At 66.5% G+C, this 15,563-nt stretch carries 18 protein-coding genes; 9 read left to right on the top strand and 9 right to left on the bottom strand.

The features are described 5' to 3' along the window. Entirely contained in the window at positions 1-270 is a 270-nt protein-coding gene (locus CJ226_RS14790) for a DUF6112 family protein (protein WP_102209664.1), read from the bottom strand. Positions 271-524: 254 nt separating this feature from the next. Between CJ226_RS14790 and CJ226_RS14785 the strand changes: the two genes are divergently transcribed. From CJ226_RS14785 to CJ226_RS14770, 4 genes are read left to right on the top strand one after another with little or no spacing between them, the layout of a single operon-like run. Beyond that, complete coding sequence (locus CJ226_RS14785) at positions 525-884, top strand: helix-turn-helix domain-containing protein (RefSeq protein ID WP_257996684.1); 360 nt, start codon at positions 525-527, stop codon at positions 882-884. Next, positions 884-3,274, top strand: coding sequence for a hypothetical protein (locus CJ226_RS14780; protein ID WP_102209662.1), 2,391 nt, complete (start codon positions 884-886; stop codon positions 3,272-3,274). Before CJ226_RS14785 ends, CJ226_RS14780 begins: the two co-directional genes overlap by 1 nt. 44 nt (positions 3,275-3,318) lie before the next feature. Then, positions 3,319-3,999 (top strand): VWA domain-containing protein, encoded by a 681-nt coding sequence (locus CJ226_RS14775; RefSeq protein WP_102209661.1) that lies wholly within the window; start codon positions 3,319-3,321, stop codon positions 3,997-3,999. Beyond that, positions 4,000-4,749, top strand: coding sequence for a PP2C family serine/threonine-protein phosphatase (locus CJ226_RS14770; protein ID WP_102209660.1), 750 nt, complete (start codon positions 4,000-4,002; stop codon positions 4,747-4,749). It abuts the gene before it with no gap. Positions 4,750-4,764: 15 nt separating this feature from the next. Here the strand turns inward: CJ226_RS14770 and CJ226_RS14765 are convergent, their stop codons facing one another. From CJ226_RS14765 to CJ226_RS14730, 8 genes are read right to left on the bottom strand one after another with little or no spacing between them, the layout of a single operon-like run. Continuing rightward, positions 4,765-5,031, bottom strand: coding sequence for a DUF6112 family protein (locus CJ226_RS14765; protein WP_102209659.1), 267 nt, complete (start codon positions 5,029-5,031; stop codon positions 4,765-4,767). A gap of 1 nt (position 5,032) precedes the next feature. Then, positions 5,033-6,202 (bottom strand): M23 family metallopeptidase, encoded by a 1,170-nt coding sequence (locus CJ226_RS14760; protein WP_102209658.1) that lies wholly within the window; start codon positions 6,200-6,202, stop codon positions 5,033-5,035. A gap of 11 nt (positions 6,203-6,213) precedes the next feature. After that, on the bottom strand, positions 6,214-6,888 hold the full coding sequence (locus CJ226_RS14755; RefSeq protein WP_102209657.1) for a hypothetical protein: 675 nt from the start codon (positions 6,886-6,888) through the stop codon (positions 6,214-6,216). After that, a complete protein-coding gene (locus tag CJ226_RS14750; RefSeq protein ID WP_102209656.1) occupies positions 6,888-7,877 on the bottom strand; it encodes a ParB N-terminal domain-containing protein in 990 nt (329 codons plus the stop codon). Before CJ226_RS14750 ends, CJ226_RS14755 begins: the two co-directional genes overlap by 1 nt. A gap of 4 nt (positions 7,878-7,881) precedes the next feature. After that, positions 7,882-8,712 (bottom strand): hypothetical protein, encoded by an 831-nt coding sequence (locus tag CJ226_RS14745; RefSeq protein WP_102209655.1) that lies wholly within the window; start codon positions 8,710-8,712, stop codon positions 7,882-7,884. A gap of 7 nt (positions 8,713-8,719) precedes the next feature. Continuing rightward, the gene (locus tag CJ226_RS14740; RefSeq protein ID WP_102209654.1) at positions 8,720-9,160 is read right to left on the bottom strand and encodes a hypothetical protein; all 441 of its coding nucleotides are present in this window, start codon (positions 9,158-9,160) and stop codon (positions 8,720-8,722) included. Beyond that, positions 9,157-9,783 (bottom strand): DUF2637 domain-containing protein, encoded by a 627-nt coding sequence (locus CJ226_RS14735; RefSeq protein ID WP_102209747.1) that lies wholly within the window; start codon positions 9,781-9,783, stop codon positions 9,157-9,159. The genes CJ226_RS14740 and CJ226_RS14735 overlap by 4 nt, the downstream gene beginning before the upstream one ends. A gap of 11 nt (positions 9,784-9,794) precedes the next feature. Next, positions 9,795-10,730, bottom strand: coding sequence for a bifunctional DNA primase/polymerase (locus CJ226_RS14730; RefSeq protein WP_257996683.1), 936 nt, complete (start codon positions 10,728-10,730; stop codon positions 9,795-9,797). A 330-nt stretch (positions 10,731-11,060) separates the two neighbouring features. On the opposite strand from CJ226_RS14730, the gene CJ226_RS14725 reads away from it, so the two are divergent. From CJ226_RS14725 to CJ226_RS14705, 5 genes are read left to right on the top strand one after another with little or no spacing between them, the layout of a single operon-like run. Then, positions 11,061-11,492 carry a hypothetical protein gene (locus CJ226_RS14725; RefSeq protein WP_102209653.1) on the top strand — a complete coding sequence of 144 codons (432 nt, stop codon included), beginning with the start codon at positions 11,061-11,063 and terminating at the stop codon, positions 11,490-11,492. Between the two features lie 58 nt (positions 11,493-11,550). After that, positions 11,551-12,015: a hypothetical protein gene (locus CJ226_RS14720; protein ID WP_102209652.1), complete on the top strand. Its 465-nt coding sequence runs from the start codon at positions 11,551-11,553 to the stop codon at positions 12,013-12,015. Next, on the top strand, positions 12,012-13,031 hold the full coding sequence (locus CJ226_RS14715; RefSeq protein WP_102209651.1) for a DUF6545 domain-containing protein: 1,020 nt from the start codon (positions 12,012-12,014) through the stop codon (positions 13,029-13,031). The genes CJ226_RS14720 and CJ226_RS14715 overlap by 4 nt, the downstream gene beginning before the upstream one ends. Beyond that, a complete protein-coding gene (locus CJ226_RS14710; RefSeq protein WP_180964619.1) occupies positions 13,031-14,314 on the top strand; it encodes an alpha/beta hydrolase in 1,284 nt (427 codons plus the stop codon). The genes CJ226_RS14715 and CJ226_RS14710 overlap by 1 nt, the downstream gene beginning before the upstream one ends. Next, a complete protein-coding gene (locus CJ226_RS14705) occupies positions 14,269-15,504 on the top strand; it encodes an IS256 family transposase (protein WP_046746337.1) in 1,236 nt (411 codons plus the stop codon). The genes CJ226_RS14710 and CJ226_RS14705 overlap by 46 nt, the downstream gene beginning before the upstream one ends. Positions 15,505-15,563: the final 59 nt, after the last annotated feature.

Genomic DNA, 15,563 nt, shown 5'->3' with positions numbered 1-15,563 from the left:
CTAGACCGACTGGCCGACGTTCCAGAAGAAGTTGACCAGGGTGACGGATGCCCCGCAGATGATGGCCGCGCCGCACGAGACGAGCACGCCGACCTTGCCACGGCCGGCGAGGTGCGGATTCGAGCTGTTCGCCCCGTAGCCCCAGACCACGGCCGAGATGATGAGGGCGAGGACAGCGAGGATGAGCCCCACCGTCATGGCCGCGCCGACGATGACGCGGAGCTGCTCGATGCCGGGCAACCCGTCGGTATTGGGGTCGATGTCGATCACTGTGTGCTCCTTCAGCAGGCGAGGGGACGGCTTGCCGGGTAGGTGCGCGCGCTGTCCCCGCTCACGTCGCGATTCGCCTCCGGGAAACCATTTCCTCACATTGACGACACTTGTGTTACAGTTACAGCACTTAGAAGCAGTTGCGACGATAGGAGAGGCAAATGACGGAGCCGCTTGACGACGCAGCGGACGTCCTCCGCGACGCCCTCGCTGAGTCAGCAGACCCCGTGCGCGTCACGCTCACCATCCCGAGGGTGATCGCCGAGAAGCTGCTGCTGCTCGTCGAGGCGGAGCACACGTCAGGCGCGGTCGTCGTGCCAGTCAAAGAGCTTTACACCACGACCGAATCTGCCGCGATGCTCGGCATCTCCAGGGCGTCCCTGATGAAGCTGATCGAATCCGGCGACATCGAGGCGGTGAAAGTCGGAACGCATCACAGAGTCCCGGCGGACGAGCTGCTGGCCTATCAGCGTACGCGGCAGGTGAGCCACGAGCGCGCCGCAGAACTGCTCACCGAGTTCTCATCGAGATCGACCGGCTTCCAGAGCAACGTGACGTTCCGTGCTGATGCGCGGCGACTTCAGCACGCACTCGGAGAGGGGCGGGAGTCCTAGTGACCATAGAAGCCGCGGTCGGCGCGCTCACGCCAGAGGACTTCGTGCAACCGGAACACCGGCTGTTCATCGACACAAACGTCTTCATGGACACGGACCCGGCACACGAGGGTGGGCTCAAGCGACTCTTCGAGAGATGCGCTGAGGCTATCCGTGCGCACGAGAATCCTGTTGTGGTCCCGAGCAAGGTCGTCGATGAACTGACCAAGCAGAGTTTGATCGACACCTCCGGGTTGAGCGAAGAGCGCGCGGGCTCGATCAAGAAGGCCGGCAATGCCCTCGTGTTCCTCGACGCGGCCGCGGGCGCGGGACTCATTCGAACGGACCTCGGCAATGTCTCGAACCCCTATGCAGACGATCTCTTTGTCGAGGTCTTCAAACGCGCGGCCCACCGCTATGAGATGTGCCTTCTGACGAACGACATCACTCTGCGGCTGCGAATTCGCCTGCTCGCGGCGGAGACGGATCGGCGTCTCGTCGCCGGAGTTCTCACCAAGGAGGGGCTGATCGAGGTGGATAGTGATCAGGCCCTGTATGAGCGAGCCTCGCGCAAGCACGCACGCATGACGAGGCATGTCGAGGAGGGCCTTGGCACCGACAAGGACCAGAACGAGGTCGCAGCGCTCGCACCGCTGCTCGCCGACTTCCAGCAGACATTCGCGGTCACCCCGGTCGTCGCCGCGCCTGGCGCACGCCGAACGACGCGGCAGCAACGCTCCGCGGTCGGAGCAGCAAGAGGCGTTCCGGGTGCCTTCAACCCCTCAGCGACGATCAGGGCTCCTGACCGCGTGCTGGAGGGAAGCACAGTCCTGCCCGCGGCCGGGGATACCGTGCATTTCACGTCGGCCCGCGGAGAAACCGGGACGCTTGTGCTCGGTGCGATGCTCGGTGAGGGCGGAGAGGGGCGAGTCTACGCAGTGGACGGCGCGGCGAACAGCGTCGTCAAGGTCTTCGACGCCGAGCACCGGACATGGCACCGCAAGGAGAAGCTGACCCTGCTCCTGTCGCGCGGATTCGAGCGGGAAGGCATCGGCTTCCCGACAAGCATCATCACGAACAGCGACGGTGAGTTCGTCGGCTACGCCATGCCGCGGGCCACCGGCAAGGAACTCCAGGCGACTGTCATGCGGCCTGCCCGGTTCAAGAAGACCTATCCCAACTGGACGAAGGCGGATCTCGTCGACGTCTGCATTTCCTTCCTGGAGAAGGTCTCCTACCTGCATTCCCTCAACATCCTGCTCGGCGACATCAACCCGAAGAACGTCATGGTCGACGCGAACAAGGATGTCTGGATCATCGACGCTGACTCCTGGCAGTTGGAGGGCTACCCGTGTCCCGTAGGGACGCCGATGTTCACCGCACCCACCGTGACCGGAGACTACGCGGACGCTCTGCGCACGGAAGAGGAGGAGCTGTTTGCCGTCGCCACGATGCTCTTCATGATTCTCATCACCGGCCAGTTCCCATACGCGCGGGCAGGTGCGGACGGCGGGGACTTCGCGGCGCTCATCAAGGAGGGCAAGTTCGCGTTCCAGTTCCGTGGGGCGTCCGACCGGGATCAGCCCGAGGGCAACTGGAAGTACATGTGGAGTCACCTGCCCTTCCCCGTGAAGCGCACGTTCTGGAATACCTTCCACCGCGACGGGCTGAGGTACTCCAAGCGTCCAACCACGGACGAGTGGCTGCGGGTGTTCCGCGAGTACGAGCAGTTCTTCGGCGGGTCCGACGACTTCGATCGAATGTCGCACGATGTGTACCCCACTCGGTTCAAGAAGAAGGACGCGGAGACACCCGAGTACGAGTGCGCTCAGTGCGGCACCTCGATGATCGGGCGCTGGCAGGAGGACAAGCGAAGCTACTGGACTCCGAAGCTCTGCGAGGACTGTCGCCAGAACCAGACCCGATGCTCGGACTGCGGCAAACCGAAGCCTGCCGACGCGCTGCGAGACGGGCGTTGCTGGGAGTGCAACCGCAAGCGGAACTACTCCGCGTGTCGCAACTGCGGGAAGGACACGCCCCGCCGGTACCTCATCGACGGCCGCTGCTCCAACTGCCAGCTCGTCGCCTGCAAGGACTGCGGAACGCCCACACCCAAGACTGAGCTGACGTATGGGCGCTGCGCCTCTTGTGCGACGAAGGCGGCACAGCTCGACCCTGCGAGACTCTGTGTCGACTGCCGCCAGCCCTTCATCACCTTCGACCACGTGAGCTGGTTCACGAGCAAGGGGCTCGACATTCCCAAGTCGCACGCCGCCATCAGGAAGGCATGCCCTCCGCGGCCAGTGTCAACTCCGCGTCCGTCGCGCACAACCGCGACCGCGACCAGTCCGCAGAGCACCCTACCCAAGAAGTCCCTCTGGGAGCGTCTCGCGGAGTGGTGGAAGTCCTAACCGAACAGCATCCACGAACCAACCGAACTGACAAGGACAATGACATGGCACTCACAATCGGCGCCGATGACCTCGTAGAGAATCCGACTCCAAGGGTTCCCGTAACCCTTTGTCTCGATACCAGTGGGTCAATGATGGGCGACAAGATCCGCGAACTCGTGCAGGGCGTCAACCTCTTCTATGACGCCATCGACGAGGACGATGACGCTCACGATGCCGCAGAGGTGAGCATCGTCGAGTTCAACTCCGCGGCGAGCCTGATCCAGGACTTCTCCAGTGTCGAGCGGCTCCAGCGCATCGACGCGATTGACGCCACGGGCGGCACCGCACTAGGGGAAGGGGTGAACCTTGCGCTGGACACGTTGGAGAAGCGCAAGTCGGTGTACTCGGGCGCGGGCGTCCTCTATTACCAGCCCTGGCTCGTGCTCATGACGGACGGACAGCCGAACGGTAGCGCCGTCGAGCTGGAGCAGGCGATCCAGCGTGTGACCGACCTCGTTGCGCAGAAGAAGCTGACGGTGTTCCCGATCGGCATCGGTGCTGACGCTGACATGGACGTGCTGGCGAAGTTCAGCCCGAGCCGTCCGCCGCTGCGGCTGCGCGGGCCGAGCTTCAAGGAGTTCTTCGAGTGGCTGTCGAAGTCGGTCTCCCGCGTCTCTCGTTCCACGCCGGGCGACACTGTGAAGCTGGACCTCGAGGGGCTGGCTGGCTGGGCGGAGCTCTAGTTGTTCAACGAGTTCCACTACCAAGTGCGAGGACGCGGGCACGAACTAGACGGCACGCGCGGACAGGACAGGACCGCCTACCTGTCTCGCCGCGGTGTCCAGGTGCTCTGCCTCGCTGACGGCGCGGGCTCGGCCTCTCAAGCGGAGTTCGGCGCTCAGGCAGTAGTGGAAGAAGGTTGCGCGCTGCTGATCGAGCAGTTCGCGCAGTTCGATGCCAGCGCCGATGCAGAGCAAGCACGGCAGGAGATTCTCGAACGCCTGCACGAGCGTCTCGCGGGTGTGGCTCGGCGGCTAGGTTGCACTATCGCGGATCTCGCGTCGACCTTCCTCGCTGTCGCGGTCTCGGCGGAGAGGTTCGTCGTCGTGCATATCGGGGACGGCGTAATCGGCTACGTCAAGAATGGCGAACTGCGTGTCGTGTCAGCACCCGACAATGCGGAGTTCGCAAATCAGACCACCTTCGTCACCTCCCCTGGCGCCGCGAGTTCGACGCGGCTATTCCGCGGAGCGACAGAGGGCGTCTCCGGCTTCATCTTGATGAGCGACGGAACGAGCGCGAGCCTGTTCGACCAACGCTCGAAGACTTTGGCCCCTGCTTGCGCGAAGTTGATCGAAGCGGTCGCGGTCGCACCGACGCGACATGTGAGAAGCCCGGAGCACAAGAAGCGGCTGCGGCGGGTGGTCGACACCAGGCTCCGCGAGGCAACGAAGGACGACTGCTCCATTGGAATCCTTGCGCGCCGCTCCTGACCTCCATCGGCAGGATCAGATGCTCGCGCCGACGCCGAGCAGGAAGTTGACCCAGGTTACGCCGAGGCCGGCGAGTGCTGCGGCTCCGACGGAGACGAGGAATCCGGCGCGCGCGCGGGCACTTGAAGTGATGTTGCCGTTCGCCGACGAGATCGCCCACACTGCGGCGCAGATGACGAGCATGAGCACGGCGAGGATGAGCACGACGGTCAGCAACGCACCAACGATGGCGCGCAGTTCTGCCTGACCGCCGACGGCTCCGAAGTCGGGGAATATGTCCATGTCACGCGGCCATCTGTGCTGAGCAGAGCGCCGCGGTGCTTGCGGCATCGAGGTTCTGCACGCCGTGAGCGGCAAGCCAGGGCTCGGCATCGACGGCCGCTGCGTTCGACCCGCCCGGCCGGATCTCGAAATGCAGGTGGGCTCCGGTCGACCTGCCCGCCGAACCGACGTTGCCGATGTGCTGCCCGGCAACGACGCGATCCCCGACGCTGACGAGAACGCCGCTCTGCCACATGTGCGCGTAGGCGGAGGCGATGCGCTCGCCGCCGATGGTGTGCTCGATGATGATGAGGTTGCCGTAGCCGCCCGACGGGCCGGCGAAGCTGACCACGCCATCGGCGAGCGCGAGGATCGGCGTGCCGTCGTCGGCAGCCCAGTCCGTTCCTGAGTGGAACGCTCGCTCTGCAGTGAAGGGGTCTTCGCGCCACCCGAAGTCGCTGGTGTTCACCCACGTCCCGCTCGGCAGCGGGAAGACGATGGCGGTCGTCTCGGGTACGTTGCCGAGCGGGGTACCGCCCGGCGTGGTTTCGGCGCGGCGCGTGAGTGCAGCGAGGATCGCCTCGGCGACTGGCTGGTAGTTCTGGTAGCGGTCGGGATATGCCGAGACCTCGACCGCTTGCGCTGCCTCGCCAGGGTCGAGGTGCTGCCAGTCGGGTATGTCTAGCAGGCCGCGCGGTGATGGGTAGTTCGGCCCGCTCGAACCTCTGTAGAAGGCGCGCGATTGGTAGGTCGCGTTCATCAGTTCCGCGACGGTGCCCCATCCTGCGCTCGGCCGCATTTGGAACAGGCCAAGAGAGTCGTGATCGCTGCCCTCTCCGTCGTTCGGAAAATCGCCCGACTCTGGTATCGCAGCCGAGTTTGCGAGCATCCGTAGCCGCGACTCGGTGAGTGCGGCCATGAGCGCGATGTCGATGCCAGCGCGACCAACGCCCTCGGTCTGCGCGCCGACCGTGGTGATGGTGGCTGCATGGGTTAGCTGCTCATGGTTGAGGGTCACGGTCTCGCCCGCGCGCGTTGTGGCTGTGAGCGACTCCGGGATCGGCCCGACAACGAGCGAGCTTGACGAGAGACATGCGGCGAATACCGCGGGCGACACGAGCAGACCCACGCCGACCAGGCTCATGGGGAGCACTGCGACGAGGGTGGCGATGGCCACAACGAGCTTCTTCATGCGGGTGCCGATCAACGCAGGGGGTTGTCAAGCTCGGAGATGCGAAGCGCGCGGCAGTTATCGAAGGTCGGCTCGCAGGTGATGAAGACGGTGAACGCGACCTCGTGGGAGCTGGTCACGGGCTCGGTGCCGTGGATGCCCTCACGTTGTCGTATGCCGGTGATCGTGTAGGCGACGGTGCCCGGAAGGATCTGTCCCTCGGCTGCCTGCTCCAGCGCCGTCGCCCACTCGTCCGGCACGAACACGTCATTGATGTCGAGCCATTCACGGGTCTGCATCGTGCGGAGCTGCGCCCAGGCGTCCGCGGTCGGGAGATAGGTGCGCAAGTCAGAGGCGAGCCCGGCGGTCTCATTGCCGGATGGGTCGCCCACATCCACGATGACCTGCGCGTAGTCGGTCGGCCCGAAGTCAGTCGCGGTGTCCCATGTGAACAGCGCGACGGCGAGGGCTCGCGCGAACGTCTCGGGGTCGTCGGACTCACGGACGGCGGGCGGTGTGCTCGATGTCGGCGACGGTGCGCTGGTGGAAGCGCCTGGTGGGTCGCTCGTGGAGCTGCCGCCCGGCGAAGGCTCGGATCGAGGCGCGAGCAGCAACCCGTAGAGCCCGAGTCCGACGAGGACGGCAAGCACGGCGGCACCGACGATCAGGAGGATCGTGAGGCGACGAGGGAAGCGAGTCTGCGGCATCAGGCACTCTCCTTGGCGAGACGTTGGCGGGCGGTTCGGGCGGCGCGGGCCGCGTCGAAGAAACGGACGGTAGCGTCGAGGATCGTCTCGAAGTGCTCCCACTGGTCATCACTCAGCGCGGTGCCGACCTCAGCAGGGTCGTAGTGTGACCACCACTGATCGAGGTCGCTCCAGGTGAGGGTGAACGCCCGCACCGGATAGCGAACCGGCACGGCGCTCGACGCTGGTGCGGGTGCCGGGCCTCGCTTGCGCCCTTGCTTCGCGCGCTCCAGCGCCTCCTGTGCGAGCAACTCCAGCTCGCCGGGTGGTTCGGGTTCCTCCTGCGGGATCGCCAGCATGGCGATCGTGCGGGCGTGCGCCGTGGTGATCGACGAGCCGCGGTCGATGGCGTCGAGTTCTGAGCGGGCGAAGCCGCGCACATCCTCCGGTTGTCGGGGGTCATTGGCGATCCGCTGGAGGTCGTTGATCTGTTCCAGGCTCGTGTACGACTTGCGCCCGGTGACCATGAGCGCAGCCTGCGCGCGGGACTTGCCCGGAGCGCCGATCAGCGGTGGTGCCGTGACGGCACCACCGCTCGTTCCGGCGATCTTCCCGCCAGCACCGAACTGCGTCGCCGCCTGACGACGAGCGGCGTCCTCGGCCATGAGCGTCTTCAGCTCGCGGTACAGCGCCGCGGCCTCGGTCTGCGTGAATGGCTTGTGGAGCACGTTGTCGGCCTGCTCGGCCATGAGCCTCTGTAGCCGGTCGCTGATCCCGGAGCGCACGAAGACGTTGACCTTCTTGTGGCCGAGCTTGCGCAGCGCCGCGATGCGTCGAGCGCCGCACACGAGCACGCCGTCCGGTGTCACGGTCGGAGGCTGGAGAAGTCCGTCACGTTCGATGGATGCTGCGAGTGCGTCGATGTCGCCCATCTCCATGCGATGACGGCTGCCGACGACGATGGAGTCGATGGTGCGTTCCAGCTCGATGTGCCCGGTGCTCGCCGCCATGTGCTCACCTCGCCCCCGCCAGAGTGGGCGCGTTCAGGCCGAGCAGCAGCACGAGGTCGTCATCGGTGAGCAGCGCACGCAGGGGCTCGCCGACAAGAAGGCGGAACAGCACGCCGCGGCCGACGGCGGTGTGGGCCTGATCGGGATCGGGGTTGCCGAGGATCGCACGGAGCAGCGCGTTCCAGCTCGTCGACGACAGATCGAGCACGGCCCGAGCGTGTGGGTCTCGCCGAAGCGATTCCGCTGCGCTCGCCCGTGACGGCGCGTCGCCGAGTCGAGTGCAGATGTGCTCGATGGCCGCGCGCGCCGTCTGCTCCGGCCAGTCGAGCAGCGCCAGTAGCTTGATCGCGTCCTCGACTGCACGGACGACGCCAGATACCTCGTCGTCCGATTCGTTCTCGTCCTCACCCGCGGGCGCGACCTGCAACGCTTCGTGGTAGTCGCTGAGTGGGTTCTCCCGGTCGCTGAATCGCTCCGGGTCGTGGAAGCCGCTGTACTGCGGTCTGCGCGCCTGATGCGTCGAGCACAGCAGCCCGTTGCCCCGTTCCTCGGCGATCAGTGTGACCTGCACGGCTCGGGTGACGACGGCCCACGGATCTTCCGCGTTGCGCACGGCCGGGGTGCGCATCGCGTCGAACGCGGCGCTCGCTGCCTCCCACGGGTCGAGGCCGTGCTTTCGCGCGAGGCTCGCGTACCGACCCGCAGTGTATTCCATGAGCGCCGCGACATCCACGTCGCGCCGCCACGCGCCTTTCCCATCGTCGTGCAGACGCTCCAGGAGCGCGCGCAGTCCCTCCGGGGTGCGGAACGACGTGGGAGCGGCCTGGGCAGACATGGCGCGCTCACAGGCGGCGGAGCGGGTCGCGGCTGACAGAGGACTGGCGCGCGGGGGACTGCCCGAACGCGGAGAGCGGCGCGATGCCCTGGGCACGCCCGCGGATGCCGGGCCGGGTCACCGGAGTCGCCTGCGGCGAAGTCTGCCGACGTTCCTCAACGCGGCGCGCCAGCTCGGTGCGCAGGTCGATGCCGCGCCCGATCATGCGGGCCGAAGCGGATGGGAGCAGCTCGGTCGGGCGCACCCACACGACCTGGCTGCGGTCGTGCTCTGCGCTCAGCCGCTCCAGGAGTGGGTGGCCGCCGCGCCACGTCTGCGCGGCGAGCCACGGGTCCGTGTGGCGCGCCAGCTCCGAGATCTCAGCCGCCTCGCTCGGAGTCGGCTTCAGCGTGTGGAGGACATCGGCAAGCCGCCGGGCGTGCTCGTCCTCCGGCAACTCGTCGTTCACAGCGCGCCTCCTTCCGACGCGGCGGAGAGTGCGGGCGTCGCCAGCCAGCGGCCGACCGTGGACGGATGCACCCCGGTCGCACGAGCGATGGCCTTGTTCGTCATGCCGTCCTCCTTCAGTCGCAGGGCGAGTTCTCTGGGAGCAAGGTGCGCAGGCGGTTCCGGCGACTGGTACTCGACTGCGTTCGACACCAACACGGCAGGCTGCGCCGACGGCTCCGCACGGAACCGTCGGGTGAGCACGACGGTCAAGTGCGTGATCGCCAGCAGCACGAGCGGAGGTACTGCGGCGACCGATCCTGCGAGTGCCGAAGGAACGTCGGCGTCAGCGGCGACGACCGCGTGGATCGCGTTGGCTGCTACCGAGACCGCGGCACCGGCCATGAGCAGCAGCCACGGATACCAGGCGGCACGCTGCCCCGCGAGCGCGACGACGGACACTGTGGCAACGACGATGATGCCGTCCACGATGAGCGGCCATGCCCACGCCTGGCTCTCATCGACGCCGGAGCGTCGCGCGAGGTCGGCGAGCGCCGTGAACGACAGCCAGAAGGCGGCTGCGGCGATGAATACGGTCCCAGCTACCGCCGTCCACACGGCGATCCGCCCGCGCGGCTGTTGCATGCTGCCGGGGATCACGAGAGCACCTGACCAGATGAAGGCTGAGCTGCATGGCTGGGCACGGAACTGGCGGTAGGCGCGGACGGTGCGCCCCTCGCTACGCGGTGCGCCGAGCGGATCGTCGTCTCGATCTCCGGCGCGGGCAAGCCTGCGCGCTCGGCAGCCGGCCCCAGCGCGGCACGCACGCGGTCGGGCGGGATGCCCGCCTCGATGAGTCGACACGAGGCCCAGAACAGGCCGCGGTTGCGCTCGCCCTCGCCGCGCATCTCGACCCAGCGGGCGATCCGCTCCACGTCAACGCCGTCCGTACCCTCGACAGGGATGACGGGCGTCGGGCGCGCCGGTCGCGGATCGAGGAACTGCCGCAGCGCGCGGGCATCGACGGGAACCGCATCGCCTCGCCCGGAACCGATGAGGGCATACGCACTCGGCCCCGCATTGGTGGCGATGATCGAGGGCGGCACGATGACGTAGCCGCCCGATCCTCGGAAGTCGATGCCAGCACGCGGCACCTGCCAGGACGGCTGCACCAGCTCGGGATCGGCCGGGTAGTAGGCATGGACTCCGCCCGAGGGCGTGCGGATGAACGCGGCCCAGCGATCCGTCAGCCCCTCGCGCCGGGCCAGCTCGAACGCTGCGAAGCCGCGGATCGCCCCGTGCACGTCGACATCCACGACCTCCAGCCCGGAGATCTGGCCCGTCGGCATCCCGATGTTGGCGCGCGGCCACCGCGCCCACCAGCGAGCGACCTGGCGCGGTTCGGTGCTCGCCTCGTGGAATCCCCGCTTGGTCAGCGGGCGCTTGCCTCCTGTGACGCAGGGAAAGACCGGGATGCCTGCCTCGGCGTAGCGACACGCTGCGGCGCTCGGTGACAGCCCGGTGAGCGAGGCGAGCAGGGCTGCGGCATCCATCGGCTGGCGCTCTCCGCGCGGGGCTTCCGGCATCGTCATCTCGGCACCTCCTCTGGCCTGGTCGTGAGCCGTGGGGCTCTTGTCGATCAGGTGCGCCGGGGTTCCCAAGAGACGGTCGCCGTCCGATGGGCAACGCGGTCAGGCTGCGGGGTCGCGCTGTGCTCATGGAATCGTCTCCTCCCGCTCACAGGGAAGCCGCGTTGAGCATGCTCAAAGCTCTCCTGAGATTCCGTTCTAACACCGCACGTTGAGCATGCGCAACAGTTGATTTGTGCATGCTCAACGGGTAAATTGAGCATGCACAACTGCCCTTGGGCCTGGGCTACGTCGATGCCTTGGTCCTCCCGAAGGGAAGGGGGGTCAGCGACGATGACTGAAGACGAAGGTCAGGCTGCGGCTGACGACCTCGCCAAACGCCTGCGACTTCTGATGGATGTCGCTGTTGCCGAGTCCGGCTCCGAACCGACCTACTCGCAGATCGCGGAGTATCTGAGACAACGTGGCATCAGCCTGTCTCGATCACGATGGACGTACATGGTCAACGGCCACCGATACGTTCAAGACGCCGCGATCTTCGAGGGACTCGCGGACTTCTTCGACGTTGATGCTGCCTTTCTTGCGGGGGAGAGCGGCGTGGCTACCCCGGAGAAGGTCTCCGCCCAGCTCGACCTCGTGCGTTCGATGCGTGCAGCGAAGGTGAAGTCCTACGCTGCTCGCACACTCGGCGACATCTCGCCGAAGGCGCTCCAAGCCATCAGCAAGTTCCTGGACGAGGAAATGATGCGAACACCCGAGCACTGACGGGTGTCGCGCACCACGGAGCCGAGGCCAGTAGCTGCTCGGCCGAGAGGGGGTAAACGTGAACACCGAAGAGACCGTAACGGCCGCCGTCTCCGATCTGCGGCTCGGCAGCAGGTTCACGCTTGCGCACCTTCTCCAGGCCATACAGGAACGGCGCCATCGCAGGCTCCGCGTCGTCGAACTCGCCGACCTCGACACCCGCGACGGCATCTGTGCGCTCTGGCTGGTCACCGACACCGAGGACTTCGTGCTCCACGCACGCAGCGACTCTGCACTGCACCGCCAGCAGTTCGTCCTTCACGAGTTGGCCCACATGATCCTCGGTCACACGGAGGGCGACGATTGCACAGCCGGGGACGTTTTGCTGCCCAACATCCCTCTTCACACGCGCGGACGCCTGCTCAAGCGACAGGACATTGACAGTGAGACGGAGATCGCCGCCGAGTCGCTCGCAGATCGGCTGGCCGCGGGCATCCGAGGATCGGTGTTCGCCGAGTCCCGCTATTCGGAGATTTTCGGGTGATCCAGGCGCTCGTCGCGACGCTCATGTGGGCGCTCGTGGCGAGCCTGCTCATCTTCCGCCGCAAACGGGCGGATCGAAGCATCACCTACGCCTCCTTCACGATTGCCGTCGCGATGACCCTGAACGTCGACGCCATCTACCTCGTCACCGATCCGCTTCTTGGCGGCACGAACGTCACAACCCTCGTTTCGGATGGGCTGCTGATGACCGGGATCTTCTTTCTCGGTCGAGGCGTCATGAAGGCTGACGAGTACCGCCCCAGGCTCGTGCGGGTCGCCGTGGGCATCCCGGTGCTCCTCACCTCGCTTCTTGCGATCACCACGACGTTCGTGTTCATCGACCGAGGCACAACCACGACTCGGTTCATGATCGACCTCGGCGCGCAACCCGCAGCAGCGGCCTACTCGATCATCAACTTCAGCTACTTCTTCCTCGTCATCACGACGATGATGATCCTCGCCGCGCGGCAATATCTGCGCAGCTCCGGCATCCAGCGTCTCCCCTCGGCTCTGCTGAGCCTGGGATCGGCGTTCGGCGGCGGACTGTGCCTGGCCGTGCTCATCATGGATGTCGCACACGTCACAGGACATCTCGATCTCATGCGCGCCGTCCAACGCGCCTACGAACCGCTCTCTCTACTCGCGTTCCTTTTCCTATGCGCGGGCTTCGCCGCGCAGCCTGTCGTCCGCCGCGCACAGCACGACATGCGCCGGAAGCGCACCGTCGGCCTCGCGACACAGTTGGAGCCTCTCTGGAAGCGGGCGTCCCTCGTGCGGCCTGGGCTGAGCCAAGCAGACCCGCTCGCTGCGAGCGCGGATGACCTGGAGAGCCGTCTACACCGAGAGATCGTTGAGATCCGCGACGCGATGATCGACCCGCGCGTCACCTTCGACATCAGCGCAGCCGAGCGCGCCCTGCTGAATCGCGCCGAGAGCCACCTCCTCGGACTCGACACGAGAGCGACACGGACCACCGCTTCGCCAGGAGGCCGGGTCGGCCAGGAGGGCAGTTCGTGATGCGACGGGTCGCGCTAGGTGCCGGACTCGTTGCGGCAGGCGCGTTGGGTGTCGGCTGGGTGATCGCGCGGCGGCTAACAGCCCCCGGCACGCGGCGATACGACCTGACCGTCCGCGAGGTTGAGCGCGACGGCGACGGCTCTCTCATCGTGCTCGACCGAACTCGCCAGACCGCAGCCGAAGGCGCGTACAACCTCTGGTTCGAGAACGGAGGCTGGGCGCAACTCTCCGAAGACGTGCTCGACCGTGGACCGACTCTGATCGCACGACGGGTGACGAGCACGGCATCGGGGCTCACTCTCAGGGCTGGCGATCACGTCTCCTGGAGCGGCATCTACTACGCGACCCCGCACGACGCCAGCCTTCATGCACACGACATCACCATCGACACCCCCGCGGGGCCTGCCCCCGCCTGGCGCATCGACGGCGACAGCGGCAGGTCGACGTGGGCGATCCACCTACATGGCCTCGGCAGCGTCCGAGCCGGAACGCTTCGCGCCGTGCTCGCCGCGACCGAGCGCGGCTACACCTCGCTCGTCATCAGCTACCGAGCCGACGGCGAAGGCCCGGGAGTCGGCAACGGTCGCTCAACACTCGGCTTCACCGAGGCCGACGACGCCGCGGCCGCCATTGAGTACGCGATGCGGCACGGAGCCCGACAGGTCGTGCTGTTCGGATGGTCGATGGGCGCGGCCATCGCGCTCCAGCTCGCTCACCACCCGTCGTATCGACGCAGCATCGCCGGTCTCGTGCTCGACTCGCCCGTGCTCGACTGGACCGAGGTCATCAAGGCGAACTGCACCCGCAGCGGACTCCCCTCAGCCGCGGGCAGCCTCGCGATCCCGTGGCTGACGCTCCGCCCGCTGGCCCGGATGGTCGGCCTGCCCGAGAGCATCCCGATCCGATCCTTCGACTGGACGGTTCGTGCCGAGGAACTCACCGCGCCCACGCTCATCCTTCACGGCACCCACGACGACTCCGTACCGATACGGCTCTCACAAGCACTCCGAGATGCTCGGCCTGGCCTTGTTTCGCTGGAGACCTTCGAGGCCGGACATACGCTCTCGTGGAACTCTGACCCCGACCGATGGCAGAGCGCAGTGATCGCCTGGCTCCCTGGAGTCCCGCGGGGTGGTGGTCTTTCGGGCCCGCGGCGTCGTGACCGCGACGGGGTGAGCCATCGTGCGATGGTCAGTGAGAACGACCAAGAACTCACACAGAAAGACGACACCGCACGATGGCTCTTGACCAGTCTGCCCTCCTCGAGCTGCTCGGGGAACTGAAGCTCACCGGCACCACCGACCGCATCCGAGCCGCGACCGAGCGGCTCTACCAGGAGCTGATCGACGCGGAGACAGCCGCATTCATCGGCGCCGCCCCCTACGAGCGCACGAGCGAGCGCACGACTACCCGCAACGGTTCCCGGCCGCGGGTGCTGTCGACCACGGCTGGGGATCTGGAGTTGCGGATCCCGAAGTTGCGGCAGGGGTCGTTCTTCCCGTCGCTGCTGGAGCGGCGCCGCCGGGTCGACCAAGCCTTGTTCGCGGTCGTGATGGAGGCCTACCTCCACGGCGTCTCAACCCGGAAGGTCGATGACCTCGTCAAAGCGCTCGGCGCTGACACTGGCATCTCGAAGTCCGAGGTGTCCCGCATCTGCCAAGGGCTCGACGCCGAGGTCGCATCGTTCCGCGACCGCTCGCTGTCTGACATCGCCTACCCCTACGTGTTCCTCGACGCGACCTACTGCAAGGTCCGCATCGACCACCGTGTCGTGTCCCAGGCGGTCGTCGTCGCGATCGGCGTCGCCGCTGACGGGCGGCGGGTCGTGCTGGGCTTCGATGTCGGAGACAGCGAGACCGAGGAGTTCTGGAAGCAGTTCCTGCGCTCGTTGAAGACACGAGGTCTGGGCGGGGTGAAGCTGGTGATCTCCGACGCCCACGCCGGACTGAAGAAGGCCGCAGCGACCGTGTTGCAGGGCGCCGCCTGGCAGCGCTGCCGCGTCCACTTCATGCGCAACGTCCTGACCGCCCTCCCGAAGGGCCGGCAGGAGATGGTCGCCAGCGTGATCCGCACGATCTTCGCCCAACCCGACGCCGAGCACATCGATGCCCAGTTCGACGAAGTCGTGCGCATGATCGAGCGCGTCCACCCCAAGACCGCCGTGATGCTCACCGACGCCCGTGACGACATCCTCGCGTTCAAAGCGTTCCCCGCCCGGCATTGGCGACAGATCTGGTCCACGAACCCGCTGGAACGCCTCAATCGGGAGATCAAGCGCCGCACCGACGTCGTTGGCGTGTTCCCGAACAACGCCGCCCTGCTCCGCCTGGCCGGCTCCGTCCTCGTCGAGCAACACGACGAATGGGAAGCCGCCGACCGCCGCTACTTCTCCGAAGCCTCCATGACCGAGCTCACCGCGACCACCCCCACCATCGACGAGGCGGTGATACTCCCCGAGATCACCGCCGCCTAAACTAACGACAGCTGATCATCGCAACGAAGCGAAAGACCACCACTCAAACGGACGCGGCC

The organism is Microbacterium sp. UMB0228 (genome assembly GCF_002871415.1).
In the GTDB taxonomy this organism is placed as follows: Bacteria; Actinomycetota; Actinomycetes; order Actinomycetales; family Microbacteriaceae; genus Microbacterium.
This window is presented reverse-complemented; position numbering and strand designations above follow the sequence as displayed.